The organism is Mycobacterium sp. SMC-8 (genome assembly GCF_025263565.1).
Taxonomy (GTDB): Bacteria; Actinomycetota; Actinomycetes; order Mycobacteriales; family Mycobacteriaceae; genus Mycobacterium.
Map to the genome: position 1 here is coordinate 3,712,890 of NZ_CP079865.1, position 18,920 is coordinate 3,731,809.

The 18,920-nt window shown below is 68.4% G+C and carries 16 protein-coding genes and 1 pseudogene; 12 read left to right on the forward strand and 5 right to left on the reverse strand.

Going from position 1 to position 18,920, the window contains the following annotated elements; translation table 11 throughout:
• Window positions 1-14 precede the first annotated feature (14 nt).
• Window positions 15-1,526: an Asp-tRNA(Asn)/Glu-tRNA(Gln) amidotransferase subunit GatB gene (gatB, locus tag KXD97_RS17930; protein ID WP_260751384.1), complete on the forward strand. Its 1,512-nt coding sequence runs from the start codon at window positions 15-17 to the stop codon at window positions 1,524-1,526.
• Complete coding sequence (locus KXD97_RS17935; RefSeq protein WP_260751386.1) at window positions 1,527-2,879, forward strand: sensor histidine kinase KdpD; 1,353 nt, start codon at window positions 1,527-1,529, stop codon at window positions 2,877-2,879.
• On the opposite strand, the gene KXD97_RS17940 is transcribed toward KXD97_RS17935, so the two are convergent.
• Window positions 2,876-3,997 (reverse strand): sorbosone dehydrogenase family protein, encoded by a 1,122-nt coding sequence (locus tag KXD97_RS17940; protein WP_260751387.1) that lies wholly within the window; start codon window positions 3,995-3,997, stop codon window positions 2,876-2,878. The genes KXD97_RS17935 and KXD97_RS17940 overlap by 4 nt on opposite strands.
• 137 nt (window positions 3,998-4,134) lie before the next feature.
• Between KXD97_RS17940 and KXD97_RS17945 the strand changes: the two genes are divergently transcribed.
• Window positions 4,135-4,965 (forward strand): DoxX family protein, encoded by an 831-nt coding sequence (locus tag KXD97_RS17945; RefSeq protein WP_260751389.1) that lies wholly within the window; start codon window positions 4,135-4,137, stop codon window positions 4,963-4,965.
• Window positions 4,966-4,972: 7 nt separating this feature from the next.
• Here KXD97_RS17945 and KXD97_RS17950 read toward each other — a convergent pair whose 3' ends face one another.
• The gene (locus KXD97_RS17950; RefSeq protein WP_260751390.1) at window positions 4,973-5,368 is read right to left on the reverse strand and encodes a PH domain-containing protein; all 396 of its coding nucleotides are present in this window, start codon (window positions 5,366-5,368) and stop codon (window positions 4,973-4,975) included.
• A 267-nt stretch (window positions 5,369-5,635) separates the two neighbouring features.
• On the opposite strand from KXD97_RS17950, the gene KXD97_RS17955 reads away from it, so the two are divergent.
• The 4 genes from KXD97_RS17955 to KXD97_RS17970 all read left to right on the forward strand — a co-directional run bounded on the left by KXD97_RS17955 (window position 5,636) and on the right by KXD97_RS17970 (window position 9,866).
• Window positions 5,636-7,513, forward strand: coding sequence for an acetolactate synthase large subunit (locus KXD97_RS17955; protein WP_396884307.1), 1,878 nt, complete (start codon window positions 5,636-5,638; stop codon window positions 7,511-7,513).
• 64 nt (window positions 7,514-7,577) lie between these two features.
• Window positions 7,578-8,078 (forward strand): acetolactate synthase small subunit, encoded by a 501-nt coding sequence (ilvN, locus tag KXD97_RS17960; RefSeq protein ID WP_396884309.1) that lies wholly within the window; start codon window positions 7,578-7,580, stop codon window positions 8,076-8,078.
• A 50-nt stretch (window positions 8,079-8,128) separates the two neighbouring features.
• The gene (gene ilvC, locus KXD97_RS17965; protein ID WP_260758030.1) at window positions 8,129-9,130 is read left to right on the forward strand and encodes a ketol-acid reductoisomerase; all 1,002 of its coding nucleotides are present in this window, start codon (window positions 8,129-8,131) and stop codon (window positions 9,128-9,130) included.
• 109 nt (window positions 9,131-9,239) lie between these two features.
• Window positions 9,240-9,866, forward strand: coding sequence for a DUF3159 domain-containing protein (locus KXD97_RS17970; RefSeq protein WP_260751391.1), 627 nt, complete (start codon window positions 9,240-9,242; stop codon window positions 9,864-9,866).
• On the opposite strand, the gene wrbA is transcribed toward KXD97_RS17970, so the two are convergent.
• Both wrbA and KXD97_RS17980 read right to left on the reverse strand, forming a co-directional pair.
• The gene (gene wrbA / locus KXD97_RS17975; RefSeq protein ID WP_260751392.1) at window positions 9,863-10,459 is read right to left on the reverse strand and encodes an NAD(P)H:quinone oxidoreductase; all 597 of its coding nucleotides are present in this window, start codon (window positions 10,457-10,459) and stop codon (window positions 9,863-9,865) included. The genes KXD97_RS17970 and wrbA overlap by 4 nt on opposite strands.
• Window positions 10,460-10,526: 67 nt before the next feature.
• Window positions 10,527-11,966, reverse strand: a complete 1,440-nt coding sequence (locus KXD97_RS17980; RefSeq protein WP_260751393.1) for an NAD(P)/FAD-dependent oxidoreductase — start codon at window positions 11,964-11,966, stop codon at window positions 10,527-10,529.
• A gap of 32 nt (window positions 11,967-11,998) precedes the next feature.
• On the opposite strand from KXD97_RS17980, the gene serA reads away from it, so the two are divergent.
• The 3 genes from serA to KXD97_RS17995 are packed head-to-tail and all read left to right on the forward strand — an operon-like array spanning window position 11,999 to window position 15,227.
• Window positions 11,999-13,612 (forward strand): phosphoglycerate dehydrogenase, encoded by a 1,614-nt coding sequence (gene serA / locus KXD97_RS17985; RefSeq protein WP_260751394.1) that lies wholly within the window; start codon window positions 11,999-12,001, stop codon window positions 13,610-13,612.
• A gap of 8 nt (window positions 13,613-13,620) precedes the next feature.
• Window positions 13,621-14,631 carry a 3-isopropylmalate dehydrogenase gene (locus KXD97_RS17990; protein WP_260758031.1) on the forward strand — a complete coding sequence of 337 codons (1,011 nt, stop codon included), beginning with the start codon at window positions 13,621-13,623 and terminating at the stop codon, window positions 14,629-14,631.
• A 38-nt stretch (window positions 14,632-14,669) separates the two neighbouring features.
• On the forward strand, window positions 14,670-15,227 hold the full coding sequence (locus tag KXD97_RS17995; protein ID WP_260751395.1) for a hypothetical protein: 558 nt from the start codon (window positions 14,670-14,672) through the stop codon (window positions 15,225-15,227).
• Here KXD97_RS17995 and KXD97_RS18000 read toward each other — a convergent pair.
• Window positions 15,216-16,427, reverse strand: a pseudogene (locus KXD97_RS18000) (MFS transporter). The gene KXD97_RS17995 and the pseudogene KXD97_RS18000 sit on opposite strands and share 12 nt — an antisense overlap.
• Before the next feature lie 116 nt (window positions 16,428-16,543).
• On the opposite strand from KXD97_RS18000, the gene KXD97_RS18005 reads away from it, so the two are divergent.
• Together KXD97_RS18005 and gltX are read left to right on the forward strand one after the other, a co-directional pair.
• On the forward strand, window positions 16,544-17,332 hold the full coding sequence (locus tag KXD97_RS18005) for a fumarylacetoacetate hydrolase family protein (protein WP_260751396.1): 789 nt from the start codon (window positions 16,544-16,546) through the stop codon (window positions 17,330-17,332).
• Complete coding sequence (gltX, locus tag KXD97_RS18010; protein WP_260751397.1) at window positions 17,329-18,816, forward strand: glutamate--tRNA ligase; 1,488 nt, start codon at window positions 17,329-17,331, stop codon at window positions 18,814-18,816. Before KXD97_RS18005 ends, gltX begins: the two co-directional genes overlap by 4 nt.
• The last annotated feature ends 104 nt before the right edge of the window (window positions 18,817-18,920 follow it).

Here is an 18,920-nt window from a genome sequence, read left to right on the forward strand (position 1 = left end):
CTAGGATCGGGGGCATGACTTCCGTGACCTCGGCCAACGCACCGCTGCTCGATTACGACGAGGTCATCGCCAAGTACGAACCCGTGCTCGGCCTGGAGGTCCACGTCGAGCTCTCGACCGCGACCAAGATGTTCTGCGGGTGCGCCAACCGGTTCGGCGCCGAACCCAACACCCTGGTGTGCCCGGTCTGCCTGGGCCTGCCCGGTTCCCTGCCCGTGCTCAACGAGGCCGCGGTGGAGTCCGCGATCCGGATCGGTCTGGCACTCAACTGCGAGATCGCGTCGTGGTGCCGGTTCGCGCGGAAGAACTACTTCTATCCGGACCAGCCGAAGAACTACCAGATCTCGCAGTACGACGAGCCGATCGCGTTCAACGGGTATCTCGACGTCCCGCTCGACGACGGCAGCACCTGGCGCGTCGAGATCGAGCGCGCCCACATGGAGGAAGACACCGGCAAGCTGACCCACCTCGGCAGCGACACCGGACGTATCGCGGGGGCGACGACCTCGCTGGCCGACTACAACCGCTCCGGCGTGCCGCTGATCGAGATCGTCACCAAACCCGTCGAAGGCGCCGGCGAGCGTGCCCCCGAGATCGCCCGGGCGTATGTCACCGCGTTGCGGGACCTGTTGCGCGCGTTGGACGTCTCCGATGTCCGGATGGATCAGGGCTCGATGCGCTGCGACTCCAATGTGTCCCTCAAACCGATCGGGCAGGCCGAGTTCGGCACCCGCACCGAGACCAAGAATGTCAACTCCCTCAAGAGCGTCGAGATCGCGGTCCGCTACGAGATGCGCAGACAGGCCGCGGTTCTGGACAGCGACGGCACCGTCGTCCAGGAGACCCGGCACTTCCACGAGGATGGACACACCTCGCCCGGGCGCAGCAAGGAGACGGCGCAGGACTACCGCTACTTCCCCGAGCCGGACCTCGAGCCGGTGGCGCCCAGCGCCGATTGGGTGGAACGGTTGCGCGGCACGCTTCCCGAGCTGCCGTGGTTGGCGCGCAAGCGGATTCAGCAGGACTGGGGCATCTCCGACGAGGTGATGCGCGACCTCGTCAACATCGGCGCGCTCGACCTGATCGCCGCGACGGTCGAGCACGGTGTGTCCAGCGACGCCGCGCGCGCGTGGTGGGGCAACTTTCTGGTGCAGAAGGCCAACGAACTCGACGTCGAACTCGACGCGTTGCCGATCACCCCGGCGCAGGTGGCTGCGGTGGTCAAGCTCGTCGACGACGGCAAGCTGTCCAACAAGCTCGCCCGCCAGGTCGTCGAGGGTGTGCTGGCCGGGGAGGGCGAGCCGGAGCAGGTGATGGCCGACCGCGGACTGGTCGTGGTGCGCGACGACTCGTTGATCCAAGCCGCGGTCGACGAGGCGCTGGCCGCCAATCCCGACATCGCCGACAAGATCCGCGGCGGCAAGGTGCAGGCCGCGGGCGCGATCGTCGGCGCGGTGATGAAGGCCACGAAGGGCCAGGCCGACGCCGCGCGGGTGCGTGAACTCGTCATGGCCGCCTGCAACTAGATGACCCGCATCCAGGACCTGGTCTTTCGCGTCCTGCAGCACCCGCTGCGGCTGCTGTCGCTGCGGTCGATCGTCATCCTCGCCCAGCTAGGGGTGATCATCCTGGTGCTGACGCTGGGTGTATGGGTCTGGGTCGGCGTCACCAACGACCAGTACGACCAGCTCGACCGGCGGTTGGACTCACTGTCCAGCCTCGGCGACGTCACCACGCTGCTGCGCAGCGCGCAGGACGGCGTCGGCCCGGAACCGACCGAGGGCGGACTGGTGCGCACCGCTCGCACCGGCGGCACCACCGTGTCCATCCCGGCCGACATCGTGCTCCCCGAACTGCCGAGCGGGTACGCCGACGCGACGATCGACGGAGTCGAGTACCGGGTGCGCACCATCACCACGCCGAGTGCGTCGATCGCGCTCGGTGCGCCGCTGGCCGACACCCAGGCCCGCATCGATTCCCTGCACTGGCGGGTGTTCTGGATCTGTTTCGGGGTGATCCTCAGCACGCTGGTGATCGGCTGGGTCATCGGGCTGATCATGGTCAACCCGTTCCGGCTGCTGGCCCAGCAGGCCCGCGCCATCAACGCGCAGTCCGCGCCCGACGAGGTGCAGGTGCGCGGCGTGTGGGAGGCGGTCGAGATCTCCGAGGCGGTCGAGGGCATGCTGGCCCGGATAGGCGACGAGCAGCAGCGCACCCGGGCCGCGCTGGAGACGGCGCGCGACTTCGCGTCGGTGGCCTCCCACGAGCTGCGGACCCCACTGACGGCGATGCGGACCAACCTCGAGGTGCTCACCACGCTCGACCTCGGTGCCGAGCAGCGCGACGAGGTCATCGGCGATGTGATCCGCACCCAGTCGCGGATCGAGGCCACGCTGTCGGCGTTGGAGCGGCTGGCGCAGGGACAGCTGACCACGGTGGACGACTTCGTCCCGGTCGACGTCGCCGAGTTGCTCGACCGCGCCGCCCACGACGCGATGCGCAATTATCCCGGCCTGGACGTGTCGCTGGCGTCGTCGACGTCGGTGTTGATGCTCGGCATGCCCGCGGGGCTGCGGCTCGTCATCGACAACGCCATCGCCAACGCCGTCAAGCACGGTGGTGCCACCCAGATCCGGCTGAGTGTGGTCAGCTCGCAGTCCGGGGTGGAGATCGCCGTGGACGACAACGGCTCCGGGGTGCCCGAAGAGGAGCGCGCCGCGGTGTTCGAGCGCTTCCACCGGGGGACCACCGCGTCCCGCTCGGGTTCAGGACTCGGACTGGCGCTGGTCGCTCAGCAGGCTGAGATCCACGGTGGCACAGCCTCGTTGGAGGTCAGCCCGCAGGGCGGCACCAGGCTGATGCTGCGTCTGCCGGGCTAGGTGTTGTCGGCGTTGGTGCGCGGGAACCCGCCACCCTGCGGGAACAACGGGAACACCACGTCGTCGAGTTTCATCGCGTCGCCGGAGGTCTTGTTGACGGTGGCGCCCCACACGTTGCCGTCGGGAGAGACCTCCAGTGCCCAGGCGTGCCCGTGCTGGTCCTGACGGACCACCTCCGGATCCCCGGTCACCGCACCGGTTTCCGGGGCCATCCGCACCGCGACGGTCTGCTTGGTGTTGACCAGATTGACCAGCACGGTGCCGTCGAGCGCGGCGCAGCCCGCGACACCGGGTCGGTCCGGCCACGTCCACACCGTGGACACCTTGGAGTCTTTGGTGATGCGCTGCAGCCGGTCGGCGGTCGGCGTCCGGTCGGTGACGTAGAGCGACTCGTCGGCCGGGTCCACGCACACCCCGCCGCCGGGACCCAACCCTGACAGCGCGGTGGTGGTCGGGGCCTGATCGACGGTGGTCGGCTGCTCGATGCGCAGCAGCTTGCCTGCCAGCGAGCCGGGATCGGCGGCCAGCGCCGGGTTTCCGGCGTCCCCGGTCTGCACCATCAGGGTGGTCGGGCTGGTGAAGATCAACGAGCCGGTGTTGCCGGTGGCCCCTTTCGGGATGCCGGTCAGGATCGGCTTGGGCGGGTCACCCTCGACGATGCGCACGACACGGTTGTCGGTCGGTGTGCTGACGTAGGCGTACATCAGCCGGTCCTGGATGAAGGTCGGCGACATCACGATGTCCATCAGGCCGCCGTCACCGCTGGGGTCGACCGGGATGACCATCTTGGTGATGGGCTCGGCCCGCACCGACACCTGCTTGACCGCGCCGGTGGTGCGTTCGGCGACCAGCGCGGACTGGCTGTCGGGCAGCATGATCAGACCGCTGGTGCTCTCCAGACAGCCCTGCATGACGCCGGGCGCCGGGCACTCCTTGGGAAACGGCTTGGCCGGCAGGGGAGGAGGAGGCGGCGGCGTCGACGTCGGACCCGGGGCAAGCTGCGGTTCGGTCGTGAACGGCTGGGACTGCGCGGAGTCGAACCGGGCACAGCCGGCGCCGGCAAGCAGCGCCGCGCTCAGCAGCACGACAAGAGGCCCCAACGACCGACGCTCGCTCATGCAGGCCAGGTTACGGATCCCCGGACGGAGCCCGCCACGCGCTCCCCGCCGCGACCTGGGACGGCTGAAAGAAACACGTGTTCAACGCGCCGCGCCAATCCCCGGTTGTGAGCCGGACAGCACTTACCCTGGCTGACGTGACGAGCCCCCATGACCCAGGCCTCTGGCAGCGGCCCGACGATTCGGCTGGGCGGCCTGCGTCGGCGAGCCTGGTGGACCCGGAAGACGACCTCCCCACGACGAACTACGGCGGCGACTTCGAGACCACCGCAATTCCGCGCTACGACTCGGCCAAACCGGCCAATCAGCAGCCGTTCGCGCTGCTCAACGACCCTGAACCGCTGCCCTACGTGCAGCCCGGCGCCGGGCTGGCACCCGGGGCCTACGGTGCGACGGCAGCACCCACCGAGGTCGGTGTGGTCGACGCCGACCGGCGCGACGATCGCAGGGGCACCCAGGACCTCGGGCTGTTGCTGCTGCGCGTCACGGTCGGCGTGCTGCTCATCGGCCATGGCCTGCAGAAGGTGTTCGGTTGGTGGGGCGGCCCCGGACTGGACGGTTTCCGTGACTCACTCGGCGACGTCGGGTTCCGGCACGCCGACATCCTGACCTACGTCGCCGCCGGCGGCCAGATCGCCGCCGGTGTACTGCTGGTCATCGGTCTCTGCACCCCGATCGCCGCGGCCGGGGCCCTCGGTTACCTGATCACCTCGGTGCTGGCCGAAGCCACGATCGCCCATCAGGAAGCCAGACTCTCGGCCTTCCTCACCGACGGGCACGAGTACAAGATCGTGCTGGTCTGCGCCGTGGCGGCCATCATCCTCGTGGGCCCCGGCCGCTACGGCCTGGACGCGGGACGGGGCTGGGCCCGCCGTCCCTTCATCGGATCCTTCGCCGCGCTGCTGCTGGGTGTGGGCGCCGGCATCGCGATCTGGGTGCTGCTCAACGGGACCAACCCGCTGGGCTGATCCACCCTCACTCGTACGGGTTGGGCACCCGTCCGCCGCTGGCGGCGGTCAGCAACGGCAGCGTCGAGAACGTCACGGCCGGCAAGGACAGCTCGGTCCCGTCGCGCTTGTGTGCCACCGCCCACGCGGTGCGCCCGAATCGCAGCCCGTCGATGTCATCCCAGCGCACCGTCCGGCTGTGCAGCATGGTGCGCGCGGTGACGGTGTCCCGGTCGGCGACCGTGCGGTAGCGCATCACGACGATCGACAAGGTCAGCGGAATCAGGAAGAACAGGATGAACCAGGCCGGCCCGGCGAAGACGACGGCGAGCATGGCCACCGTCAGAAAGCCGATCGCGACATGAGCCATCGGTGAGATCCTGATGACGACGGGAGCCTTCTCCGAAGCCGGGGGAGTACGCATGCCGCCATCATCTCACCGTCTCGGTCGGCTTCCCGCGCCGAGCTGATTTGACCTTTTGCCAGTTCGGCGGCTACCGTCGTCTGCTATGCAGACCCCCGGGCTCGTAGTAATTGGGTTGCGCGTTGATGCCGCGCTGGCCCTGCTCGGGGCATAGCAAAACCGCATCGACGCGCAACCCTCGTACAGCCGCCGGGCTGACGGGGGTTTTTTGTTGCCCCAGCATCGATTTGAGAAGATCAGTCGACCGACAAGGACCAAGAGGACACCGTGAGCGCACCTACCAAGCGACCGCCCGAGCAGTCGGCGACCCCGACGAACGGGACAGCGGATGACGCGAAGCACGACTCCGCGTCATCCCCGTCGCAAGCCATTGGCCGACCGAACAACGTTGCCCCGCAACAGCTGACCGGAGCGCAGGCGGTGATCCGTGCGCTCGAGGAACTCGGTGTCGATGTCATCTTCGGCATCCCCGGCGGTGCGGTGCTGCCGGTCTATGACCCGCTGTTCGACTCGCAGAAGCTCCGGCACGTGCTGGTGCGTCATGAGCAGGGCGGTGGGCACGCCGCCAGCGGTTACGCGCACGCCACCGGGCGGGTCGGCGTGTGCATGGCGACCTCCGGGCCCGGGGCCACCAACCTGGTCACCCCGCTGGCCGACGCCTACATGGACTCGATCCCGATGGTGGCGATCACCGGGCAGGTCGGACGCGGGTTGATCGGCACCGACGCGTTCCAGGAAGCCGACATCTCCGGCATCACGATGCCGATCACCAAGCACAACTTCCTGGTGCGCGACGGCGACGACATCGCGCGGGTCATCGCCGAGGCGTTTCACATCGCCTCCAGCGGACGGCCCGGGCCTGTGCTGGTCGACATCCCCAAGGACATCCTGCAGGGGGAATGCACGTTCGCCTGGCCGCCGCAGTTCGAGCTGCCCGGCTACAAGCCGAATACGAAACCACACAACCGGCAGATCCGCGAAGCGGCCAAACTGATCGCCGAGGCGCGCAAGCCGGTGCTCTACGTCGGCGGCGGCGTGATCCGCGGCGAGGCCAGCGAGCAGCTGCTCGAGCTGGCCGAGCTGACCGGCATCCCCGTCGTGACCACGCTGATGGCCCGCGGCGCGTTCCCGGACAGCCATCCGCAGAACATGGGTATGCCCGGCATGCACGGCACGGTCGCCGCGGTGGCCGCCCTGCAGCGCAGCGATCTGCTGATCGCGCTGGGCACCCGTTTCGACGACCGGGTGACCGGCAAACTGGATTCGTTCGCCCCCGAGGCGAAGGTGATCCACGCCGACATCGATCCCGCCGAGATCGGCAAGAACCGCCACGCCGACGTGCCGATCGTGGGTGACGTCAAGGCCGTCATCACTGATCTGATCGATGCGCTGCGCAGGGATGGCGCGGCCGATTCGGCGCGACTGGACAACTGGTCGGAGTACCTGCGCGGAATCCAGTCGACCTACCCGTTGAGCTACGGCCCGCAGAGTGACGGCAGCCTGTCGCCGGAGTTCGTCATCGAGACGCTGGGCAAGATGGCCGGAGCCGACGCCGTCTACGTGGCCGGGGTGGGCCAGCACCAGATGTGGGCCGCGCAGTTCATCTCCTACGAGAACCCCAAGACGTGGATCAACTCCGGTGGTCTGGGCACCATGGGTTTCGCGGTGCCGGCGGCCATGGGCGCGAAGATGGGCCGGCCCGAGGCCGAGGTGTGGGCGATCGACGGCGACGGCTGCTTCCAGATGACCAACCAGGAGCTGGCGACGTGCGCCATCGAAGGGGTGCCGATCAAGGTCGCGCTGATCAACAACGGCAACCTCGGCATGGTGCGCCAGTGGCAGACGCTGTTCTACGAGGAGCGCTACAGCCAGACCGATCTGGCCACCCACACCCGCCGCATCCCGGATTTCGTCAAGCTGTCCGAGGCGCTGGGCTGTGTCGGGTTGCGCTGCGAGCGTGAAGAGGACGTCGCCGACGTGATCGCCCAGGCTCGCGCGATCAACGACCGCCCGGTGGTGATCGAGTTCGTCGTCGGCGCCGACGCCCAGGTGTGGCCGATGGTGGCCGCAGGCACCAGCAACGACGAGATCCAGGCGGCCCGCGGTATCCGGCCGCTGTTCGACAACGAAGAGGGGCACGCCTGATGAGCGCTTGCGCGAAGAACATGGACGCGGGCATGAGCGCTTGCGCGAAGAACGGAGCGCACTGATGAGCATCACCCACACGCTGTCGGTGCTGGTCGAGGACAAGCCCGGCGTGTTGGCCCGCGTGGCCTCGCTGTTCTCAAGGCGCGGCTACAACATCCAGTCGCTCGCCGTCGGGGGCACCGAACACAAGAACCTCTCCCGGATGACCATCGTGGTCGACGTCGAGGAATCGCCGCTGGAGCAGATCACCAAGCAGCTCAACAAGCTCGTCAACGTGATCAAGATCGTCGAGCAGGACGAGGAGCACTCGGTCTCCCGCGAGCTCGCGCTGATCAAGGTCCGCACCGACGCCGCCACCCGCGGTCAGGTCATCGAGGCCGTCAACCTGTTCCGCGCCAAGGTCGTCGACGTCTCCAACGAGTCACTGACCGTCGAGGCCACCGGGACACCTGGCAAGATCGAGGCGCTGCTGAGGGTGCTCGAGCCTTATGGGATCCGGGAGATCGTCCAGTCCGGTGTGGTGTCGCTGTCCCGCGGCCCGCGCGGTATCAGCACCAAGTAAATACCTGAAAAGCAAACAGAGAAAGAAGATTCATAACGATGGCAGTTGAGATGTTCTATGACGCCGACGCGGACCTGTCGATCATCCAGGGTCGCAAGGTCGCCGTCATCGGCTACGGCAGCCAGGGGCACGCGCACTCGCTGAGCCTGCGCGACTCCGGCGTCGAGGTGAAGGTCGGCCTCAAGGAGGGCTCGAAGTCCCGCGAGAAGGTCACCGAGCAGGGCCTGGAGGTCGACACCCCGGCCGAGGTCGCCAAGTGGGCCGACGTGATCATGCTGCTGGCGCCCGACACCGCGCAGGCCGAGATCTTCACCAAGGACATCGAGCCCAACCTCGAAGACGGCAACGCGCTGTTCTTCGGCCACGGCCTCAACATCCACTTCGGCCTGATCAAGCCGCCGGCCAACGTCACCATCGGCATGGTCGCCCCCAAGGGCCCGGGTCACCTGGTGCGCCGCCAGTTCGTCGACGGCAAGGGTGTGCCCTGCCTGATCGCGATCGACCAGGATCCCAAGGGTGAGGGCCAGGCGCTGGCGCTGTCGTACGCCGCCGCCATCGGCGGTGCCCGCGCCGGTGTCATCAAGACCACGTTCAAGGAGGAGACCGAGACCGACCTGTTCGGTGAGCAGGCCGTGTTGTGCGGTGGCACCGAGGAACTGGTCAAGACCGGCTTCGAGGTCATGGTCGAGGCGGGCTACGCCCCCGAGATGGCCTACTTCGAGGTGCTGCACGAGCTCAAGCTGATCGTCGACCTGATGTACGAGGGTGGTATCGCGCGGATGAACTACTCGGTGTCCGACACCGCGGAGTTCGGCGGCTACCTGTCCGGCCCGCGCGTCATCGACGCCGACACCAAGAAGCGCATGCAGGACATCCTCAAGGACATCCAGGACGGCACGTTCGTCAAGCGTCTGGTCGCCAACGTCGAGGGTGGGAACAAGGAGCTCGAGGGTCTGCGCAAGCAGAACGCCGAGCATCCGATCGAGGTCACCGGCAAGAAGCTGCGCGACCTCATGAGCTGGGTCGACCGCCCCATCACCGAGACCGCCTAGCCGGTCCGTTCCCGTCGCGGAATAGTAATCCCGGTCGTGATCAGTCGCTGATCACGACCGGGATTGCTGTTCCGGGGGACCCGCGCGGGGGTCGGTACTCTCGGTGATCATGACGGGCACCCCGACTCCGGCCTCGGCGCTGCTGGCGCGTGCCGGCGGCATCCGCGGACTCGTATACACCGCGCTGCCGGTCACGACGTTCGCCGCGCTCAACTCGGTTGCCGGGTTGACACCCGCACTGATCGCGGCGGTGGTCGCCGGGGCGTGCGTGCTGGCCTGGCAGCTGGTGCACCGCGAGTCCACCCGGCCCGCGCTGTTCGGTTTCGCCGGAGTCGCAGTGGGCGCGGGTTTCGCGTTGGTCACCGGGCAGGCCAAGGACTTCTACCTTCCCGGCATCTGGCTGTATCTGATGATGGCGGTCCTGTTCACCGGCTCGGTCATCGTCCGCCGGCCGTTGATCGGGGTCGTGTGGGCGTGGATGACCGGGCGCGACGGCACCTGGCGGCGAACCCGCCGTGTCCGCACGGCCTTCGACCTGGTGACGCTGATGATGGCGGCGGTGTCGGCGACGCGGTTCGGGGTGCAGTTCTATCTTTACGACACCGACCAGGACGGCATACTCGCCGTGGCGAGGATCGCCATGGGGTGGCCGGTGTTCCTGGTGACGTCGACGTTGATCTTCCTGGCCATCCGCACGGCGATGCGTGCGCTGCCCAAGGGCGGCGAGCCCGCCTAATGCAGCCGGTCGGCGACGCCGACGACCCGCCGGGCCAGGTGATCGAGCGCGGCCAGCGTCGTGTCGTCGAGCTCGTTGCGGTTCTCGGGGCCGGTGATGTGGCCGACGCCGTACGGGTTGCCGTCGGCGAACTTGATCGCGTCGGTGTATCCGGGCGGCACGATGATGCCGCCGAAGTGCATCAGCGTGATGTACAGGGTGATCAGCGTGGTCTCCTGGCCGCCGTGGGCGGTTTGGGACGACGTGAATCCGGCGTACACCTTGTCGGCGAGCTTGCCCTGCGCCCACAGCCCACCGAGGGAGTCGATGAACGTCCGGAATTGCGAGGCCATGTTGCCGAAGCGGGTGGGGGAGCCGAAGATCACCGCGTCCGCCCACACGATGTCGTCGCCGGTCGCGGCCGGAAGGTCCTTCGTCGCTTGATAATTCGCCATCCACGCGGGGTTGTTGGCGAATGTCTCGGGGTCGCGGGTCTCGGCGACGTGCCGCACCCGTACCTCGGCGCCGGCCGCCTCGGCCGCGGTCGCGACACGGTGGGCCATGGCAGTGCCGTGGCCCGTCGCCGAGTAGTAGATGACCGCCAGTTTCGTCATGGCGCCACCCTACGCGCGATATCGGCGTGCCCGTCGTCGCCGAAAAGAGTGTATGAACGCGCCGACATCACTGGGGCCGCGGGGCCAGCGACGGCAGAGTCTTGATGCCGAACTCCCGCCGCAACACGGTGCGGGCGGCGTAGAAACCGGCCATTCCGTGCACGCCGCCGCCGGGCGGGGTGGCCGACGAACACAGATACGCCTTCGGTACCGGCGTCGTCCACGGGTTCCACCGCAGCGCGGGTCCGGTCAGGGCGCTGACCATGTTGTTGGCGCCGACGCCGATGTCCCCGCCCACCAGGTTGGCATTGTGGTCGGACAACCGCGCCGCCGGGATGCTGCGCACGCCGACCACCACGTCCCGGAAGCCGGGGGCGAACCTCTCGAACACCTCGGTGACGGCCTCGGCCATGTCGACCGTCGAGCCGGCAGGCACATGGGCATAGGTCCACAGGGGCCGGCGGCCCTGCGCGTCGATGCGGCCCGGATCAGCCAGATGAGGCAGCGAGGCCAGCACCATCGGCCACTGAGGATGCCTACCCGCGGCGATTTCCTTCTCCGCCAAGGCCATCGTGGCGCGATCACCACCCAGGTGCAGTGTCGGCGTATCGGCCAGACGTGCGTCCCGCCAAGGGATCTCGCCGGAGAGTACGAAGTCGACCTTCGCCACACCGGGCCCATATCGGTAGCGCCGCAACGTTTTCGCGTAGCGCTCGGGCAACCGGTCGCCGTAGATGTCTAGTAGGGCCGTCGGCGCGGTGTCGTAGAGCACCACGCCCGCAGGCGGACTCGTCACCGTCTCGCCGAGGATCAGTTCCCCGCCGTGGGCGCGCAGATCCGCGATCAGCGCGTCCGGGACCGCCTGCGAGCCCCCTACCGGGATCGGCCATCCGACCGCATGGCCCAGGGTCGCCAACATCAGTCCGGCGCCGGCCGATACGAGCGATGGCATCCTCGAAATCGTATGTGCCGCAACGCCGGTGAACAAAGCGCGGGCATCCTCGCCGACCAGCGTGCCCCAGGCCGGGGTGCCCTGGGCCAACAGCCGGGGAGCGACCCGCACGGCGGCGGGCAGACTCGGCGGGATCGACCGCTTGTCGCCCAGCAGCAATCCGACCACGCCGTCGCAGTCGGCGACCAACGGCCCGAGCAGCCGCCGCCAGGACGCCCCGTGGTCGAGCTCGGCGCAGGTGCGTTCGATGTCGCGGTATCCGATGGCCGCCGGGCGGCCGAGCAGCGGATTGCCATAGGACACCTCCGGCACCGCCAGTGTCACCCCGCGGGCACGCAGGTCGAACTCGGAGAAGAACGGTGACGCCAGCGCCAGCGGGTGCACCGCCGAGCAGATGTCGTGCGTCACACCGCCGAACTCCGGATCGGGCAGCGTCCGTGCGCCCCCACCGGGTGTGGCCTGCGCTTCGATCACCCGCACCGACAGCCCTGCTCGCGCGCAGATCACGGCCGCGGCCAGTCCGTTGGGTCCACTCCCGACGACGGTCAATTCCACCTGGCCATTAGAGCCCATTAGGCTGAGGCCTCGTGAGTCTTCCTGTGGTACTGATCGCCGACAAGCTGGCCCAATCGACCGTGGAGGCCCTGGGCGACCAGGTCGAGGTCCGCTGGGTCGACGGACCGGACCGGGAGAAGCTGCTGGCCGCGGTGGCCGACGCCGACGCGCTGCTGGTGCGCTCGGCCACGACCGTCGACGCCGAGGTCCTCGCCGCGGCCCCGAAACTCAAGATCGTCGCCCGCGCGGGCGTGGGCCTGGACAACGTCGACGTCGACGCCGCGACCGCCCGCGGTGTGCTGGTCGTCAACGCGCCGACGTCCAACATCCACAGCGCCGCCGAGCATGCCGTGGCCCTGCTGCTGTCGACCGCTCGCCAGATCCCCGCCGCCGATGCGACGTTGCGCCAGCGCACGTGGAAACGCTCGGCATTCTCGGGAACCGAGATCTTCGGCAAGACCGTGGGCGTGGTCGGTCTGGGCCGCATCGGGCAGCTGGTAGCCCAGCGGCTCGCCGCATTCGGTGCGCACATCACCGCCTATGACCCGTATGTGTCCCACGCGCGCGCCGCGCAACTCGGCATCGAGCTGCTGCCGCTCGACGAGTTGCTCAGCCGCGCCGATTTCATCTCCGTGCACCTGCCCAAGACCAAGGAGACGGCCGGCCTGATCGGCAAGGAGGCGCTGGCCGGCACCAAGCCGGGTGTGATCATCGTCAACGCGGCCCGCGGCGGGTTGATCGACGAGGCTGCCCTGGCCGAGGCGATCGCCAGCGGCCACGTCCGCGGTGCCGGACTGGACGTGTTCGCCACCGAACCGTGCACCGACAGCCCGCTGTTCGATCTGCCGCAGGTCGTCGTCACGCCGCATCTGGGCGCGTCGACCGCCGAGGCGCAGGATCGCGCCGGCACCGATGTGGCGGTCAGCGTGAAGCTGGCCCTGGCCGGTGAGTTCGTCCCGGATGCGGTCAACGTCGGCGGCGGCGCCGTCGGCGAGGAGGTCGCCCCGTGGCTGGACCTGGTCCGCAAGCTCGGGTTGCTCGTCGGGGCCTTGTCGACGGAGCTGCCCACCAACCTGTGCGTGCAGGTGCGCGGCGAGCTGGCCTCCGAGGACGTCGGGGTGCTCCGGCTTTCGGCGTTGCGCGGCCTGTTCTCAGCGGTCATCGAGGACCTCGACGACGGCTCCGGCTCCGCGTCGCGTGTCACGTTCGTCAACGCCCCGGCACTGGCCGCCGAGCGCGGCGTCGAGGCCTCGATCGACACCGAGTCCGAGAGCCCCAACCACCGCAGCGTCGTCGACGTCCGCGGGGTGGCCGCCGACGGTTCCACGGTCAACGTCTCGGGCACGTTGTCGGGCCCCCAGCTGGTGGAGAAGATCGTCCAGATCAACGGTCGCAATTTCGATCTGCGTGCCGAGGGCGTCAACCTGATCATCAACTACGACGATCAGCCCGGCGCGCTGGGCAAGATCGGCACCCTGCTCGGCGGCGCCGCGGTGAACATTCTGGCCGCGCAGCTGAGCCAGGACGCCGACGGCAGCGGTGCGACGATCATGCTGCGACTCGACCGTGAAGTGCCCGAGGACGTCCTCGCTGCCATCGGCCGCGACGTGGACGCCGTGACGCTGGAAGTGGTGGACCTGACATGAGTGCAACGATCAAACTGGCCGTGATCGCCGGTGACGGCATCGGACCGGAGGTGATCGGCGAGGCGCTCAAGGTGCTTGACGCCGTGCTGCCCGGAGTGGAGAAGACCGAATACGACCTCGGCGCACGGCAGTACCACAAGACCGGTGAGGTGCTGCCGGACTCCGTGCTCGAGGAGCTGAAGGGTCACGACGCGATCCTGCTGGGCGCGATCGGGGATCCCTCGGTGCCCAGCGGACTGCTGGAGCGCGGTCTGCTGCTGCGCATCCGGTTCGAACTCGACCACCACATCAATCTGCGGCCCGGCCGGCTCTACCCCGGTGTGCAGAGTCCGCTCGCCGGCGACCCGGAGATCGATTTCGTCGTCGTGCGTGAGGGCACCGAAGGGCCCTACACGGGCAACGGCGGCGCGATCCGGGTGGGCACGCCGCACGAAATCGCCACCGAGGTCAGCGTGAACACCGCCTACGGGGTGCGCCGGGTGGTTCAGGACGCGTTCAAGCGCGCCTACCAACGGCGTAAGCACCTGACCTTGGTGCACAAGAACAACGTGCTGACCAACGCCGGCTCACTGTGGTGGCGCACGGTGCAGGCGGTCGCCGCCGAGTTCCCGGAGGTCGAGGTCGCCTATCAGCACGTCGACGCCGCGACCATCCACATGGTCACCGATCCCGGCCGCTTCGACGTGATCGTCACCGACAATCTGTTCGGCGACATCATCACCGACCTCGCCGCCGCGGTCTGCGGTGGTATCGGGCTGGCCGCCAGCGGCAACATCGATGCCACGCTGACCAATCCGTCGATGTTCGAGCCGGTGCACGGCAGCGCGCCCGATATCGCGGGGCAGGGGATCGCCGATCCGACGGCGGCCATCATGTCGGTGTCGCTGCTGCTGGCCCACATGGCCGAGATCGATGCCGCGACGCGGGTCGACCGGGCGGTCGCCGAACACCTGGCCACCCGGGGAGACGAGAAGCTGTCGACTACCGAGGTCGGCGACCGGATCCTCGGAAAGCTGTAGCCATCGCGGCGTGCGCGTCGCTGACGCGGCAGTGCTGGTTGTTCGCCATCGGCTCGTCGCTCTTCGCGCTCGCCACCGCGCCCCGCTTCCCGGGATGGGTGGGGGCCGCGCCGGCGGATCTGCTGTGCTTTGTCGGCTCCTGGTTCTTCACCACCGCGGCGTGGATGCAACTGGTCCTCGCCGACCGCGCCGAGCGTCTCGAATGGTCGGCAGCCGCAGCACAGTTCGCCGGGACGTTGTTGTTCAACCTGAGCACCGGCGCCGCGGTACGGGCCCACGCGGTGCTCGCCGAACGTCGCTACGTCTGGGTGCCCGACGTGACCGGCTCATTGTTCTTCCTGATCAGCGGCGCGATGGCGATGGCGGCGGTCGCCGCCGTCGGGGCGGTGAGGTCCGGGTCGCGCGACTGGATCACCAACGCGGTCAACCTCACCGGCTGCGTCGCGTTCGGGGTGTCGGCGGCCGCCGCGTTCATCCGCAAGGACGGCGTCACCGCAGACGAATGGCTGGCCAACTTCGGCACATTTCTCGGGGCGCTGTGCTTCCTGGCCGCGGCGTTGATCGCGCTGCCCCGCCACAGTCGGTCAGCGGTCTGACTCGACCGTCAGCGGCACCGCCGGAATCGCCAACAACGGGAACAGGGCGCACACCGCGAACGCCACCGGGTAGCCGGCGACCGCGATCAGTCCGCCGAACAGCGGCGGAGCGATGCCCTGGGCGAACAGTTGGCTGGTGTTCTGGGTGCCCAGTGCGCGTCCGCTCCAGAACGGACCCGCGTACTCGGCGATGAGAGTGAACGCCAAACCGTTGTCCGACACGGTGATCACCGAGGCGACGATCATCAGCGCGATGCTCACTGGCGAACCCAGCCAGTCGGTCACTGCCAAGAGGGCCATCGCGGCCGCCGCGGCGGCGGCGATGATGCGGATCGGACGCAGCCGTGAAGCGATCAGGTCGCCGGTGCGCCTGACGAACATGTCCGACCACCGGCCCGCACCGATTCGCCCTGCGGCCCCGAGGATCTAGGCCAGCATCACCAGCAGGCCCGCGGATTCGGCCGACCAGCCGTGCCGGGCGATCAGCCACACCAGCGTGAACGTCCACACCACGACCTGGGGGACGACGAGCAGCGCGGACGTGAGGTGGATGCGCCACAGCATCGGTGAGCCGCGGTACGGGTTGCTCAGGACACTGTCGCCGGCCTCGGCGCGCGGGGGCCGCGGTGGGTCGATCACCGCGACCGCGCAGAGCACCGCTGCCGCCGCGCACACCACGGCCGGGAAGAGTAGCGCTGCCGAGACTCCCTCGGCCTCGGCCAGCCGCGGGATCACCAGCGCGCCGACGCCCACGCCGAGGGGCTGAGCGGTCTGTCGGATGCCCATCACCAGGCCACGCTGTTCGGCGTCGAACCAGCCGACCACGAGCCGTCCACTGGCGGTATTGCTGCTCGCGGCGGCCATACCACCCAGGAACAGGAAAACACCTGTGGTCAGAAGGGAGTCCGCCGAGGCCGCCGCGAACGCCGCCGCGGCGGTCAGGGCCGACCCGAGCGTCAGCACGACCCGTTCGCCGACGCGATCGACGACGTAGCCCCAGGCGATCAGCGTCGTGACCATCCCCAGGCTGGGCAGTGACGACATCAGCCCGGCCGCCGCCAGATCGAGGCCGCGTTCGTCGTGCAGCGTCGGTATCAGGAACGCGACACCGTTGATGAACACGTTGGCGCACAGCGTCGCCGACAGCCCGACAGCCAGCATCGACCAGCGCCTCAACGCGCTGACCGACGTGGTTCCCATGGCGCCATGGTCGCACACGTGTCTCACAATCCTGAATGGGGTTCCCAAAATATGAGACTTTCTGGCGTGGGTGGCGTGCCGTCGGCGGCGGGTGTATCGCGCACTAGGCTGGCCCTATGCGTCTCGGACGAATTGCCAGCCCCGACGGTGTCGCCTTCGTCTCTATCGAGGGTCCGCCCGACGACCCGGCCGCGGCGGTGGCCCGAGAGATCGCCGAGCATCCCTTCGGTACGCCCACCTTCACCGGCAGGCAGTGGCCGCTGGCCGATGTGCGACTCCTCGCACCTATCCTGGCCAGCAAGGTCGTGGCGATGGGCAAGAACTACGCCGCGCACATCGAGGAGATGGGCGGGGGCACCTTCGAGGACCCGATCATCTTCCTCAAGCCGAACACGGCGATCATCGGGCCCTATACGCCGATCCAACTTCCCGCCGACGCCAACCCGGTGCACTTCGAAGGCGAACTGGCCGTGGTGATCGGCCGGCCCTGCAAGGACGTTCCGGCCTCGCGCGCCGCCGAGAACATCCTGGGCTACACGATCGCCAACGATGTGTCGGCGCGGGATCAGCAGAGCAAGGACGGCCAGTGGACGCGTGCCAAGGGCCACGACACCTTCTGCCCGGTGGGACCGTGGATCGAAACAGACCTCGACCCCTCCGACCTCGAAATCCGCACGGAGGTCAACGGCGAAGTCAAACAACGGAGCCGGACGTCGTTGATGATCCACGACGTCGGCGCGATCATCGAGTGGGTCTCGGCGGTGATGACCTTGCTGCCCGGTGATCTCATCTTGACCGGAACCCCGGAAGGGGTGGGCCCGCTGGAGCACGGTGACGTCGTCAGCATCACTGTCGAAGGGATCGGGACCCTCACCAATCCTGTTGTCAGAAAAGGAAGATCGTGACGACCTCGAATGCGGTACGTGTCAGATTCTGCCCGTCGCCGACCGGGACGCCCCACGTCGGCCTGATCCGTACCGCGCTGTTCAACTGGGCCTACGCCCGGCACACCGGCGGCGCGTTCGTCTTCCGCATCGAGGACACCGACGCCGCCCGCGACAGTGAGGACAGCTATGTTGCGCTGCTGGACGCACTGCGGTGGCTGGGAATGGACTGGGACGAAGGTCCCGAGGTCGGCGGTCCGCACGCCCCGTACCGCCAGTCGCAGCGCCGCGAGATCTATCTCGACGTGATCGAGCGCCTGCTCGCCGCCGGCGAAGCCTACGAGGCCTACTCGACCGCCGAGGAGGTCGAGGCCCGCCATATCGCCGCCGGGCGCAACCCCAAACTCGGATACGACAACTACGACCGCGAGCTGACCGAGGAGCAGCGCGCGGCGTTCCGCGCCGAGGGCCGCCGGCCGGTCGTCCGGCTGCGCATGCCCGACACGGAACTGACCTGGAACGACCTCGTCCGCGGCGAGACCACGTTCCCCGCGGGGTCGGTGCCGGATTTCGCGCTCACGCGAGCCAGCGGAGACCCGTTGTACACCTTGGTCAATCCGGTCGACGACGCGTTGATGAAAATCACACACGTGCTCCGTGGCGAGGACCTCCTGCCGTCCACTCCCCGGCAGCTCGCGCTCTACGCCGCGCTGATCCGCATCGGTGTGACCGATATGACACCGCAATTCGCCCATCTTCCTCCGGTCCTCGGCGAGGGCAACAAGAAGCTGTCCAAACGCGACCCGCAATCCAATCTGTTCCTGCACCGGGACCGTGGGTTCATCCCCGAGGGCCTGCTCAATTACCTTGCCCTGCTGGGCTGGTCGATCGCCGGTGACCGCGACATCTTCAGCCTGGACGAGATGGTCGCCGCGTTCGACGTCGCCGACGTGAACTCCAATCCGGCGCGGTTCGACCAGAAGAAGGCCGAAGCGCTCAACGCCGAGCACATCCGGATGCTCGACGAGGCCGAGTTCATCCGCCGGCTCGGGGAGTACTTCGCCGCTCACGGCTACCGCACCGGTCTGGACGAGGTCGGCTTCGCCGAGGCGGCCCGGCTGGTGCAGACCCGGATCGTCGTGCTCGGCGACGCCTGGGATCTGTTGAAGTTCCTCGACGACGCCTCGTTCGCACTCGACGACAAATCGGCGGCCAAGGAACTCAAGGCCGAGGCGGTGCCGGTACTCGACGCCGCGGTGCAAGCACTTCAGGGCATCGCGACGTGGGACGCGGCGGCCATCGAGGCGGCGCTGAAGTCCGCGCTGATCGAAGCGCTCGAGCTCAAACCGCGCAAGGCCTTCGGTCCGGTCCGGGTGGCCGCGACGGGCTCGTCGGTGAGCCCGCCGCTGTTCGAGTCGCTGGAGCTTCTCGGCCGCGACCGCAGCTTGGCGCGGTTGCAGGCCGGCCGGGATCACGCCGCGGCGGCCGCGACGGCGGTGCCGTGAAAAATCAGTCCGAAATCTTTGGTAGTCTGCTCGTCGGCCCGTGAAAGGCGCGCGAAGGTGACACCGACGCACGCCGGGCCGAAAAGGGGCTTGTGACCAGCGGT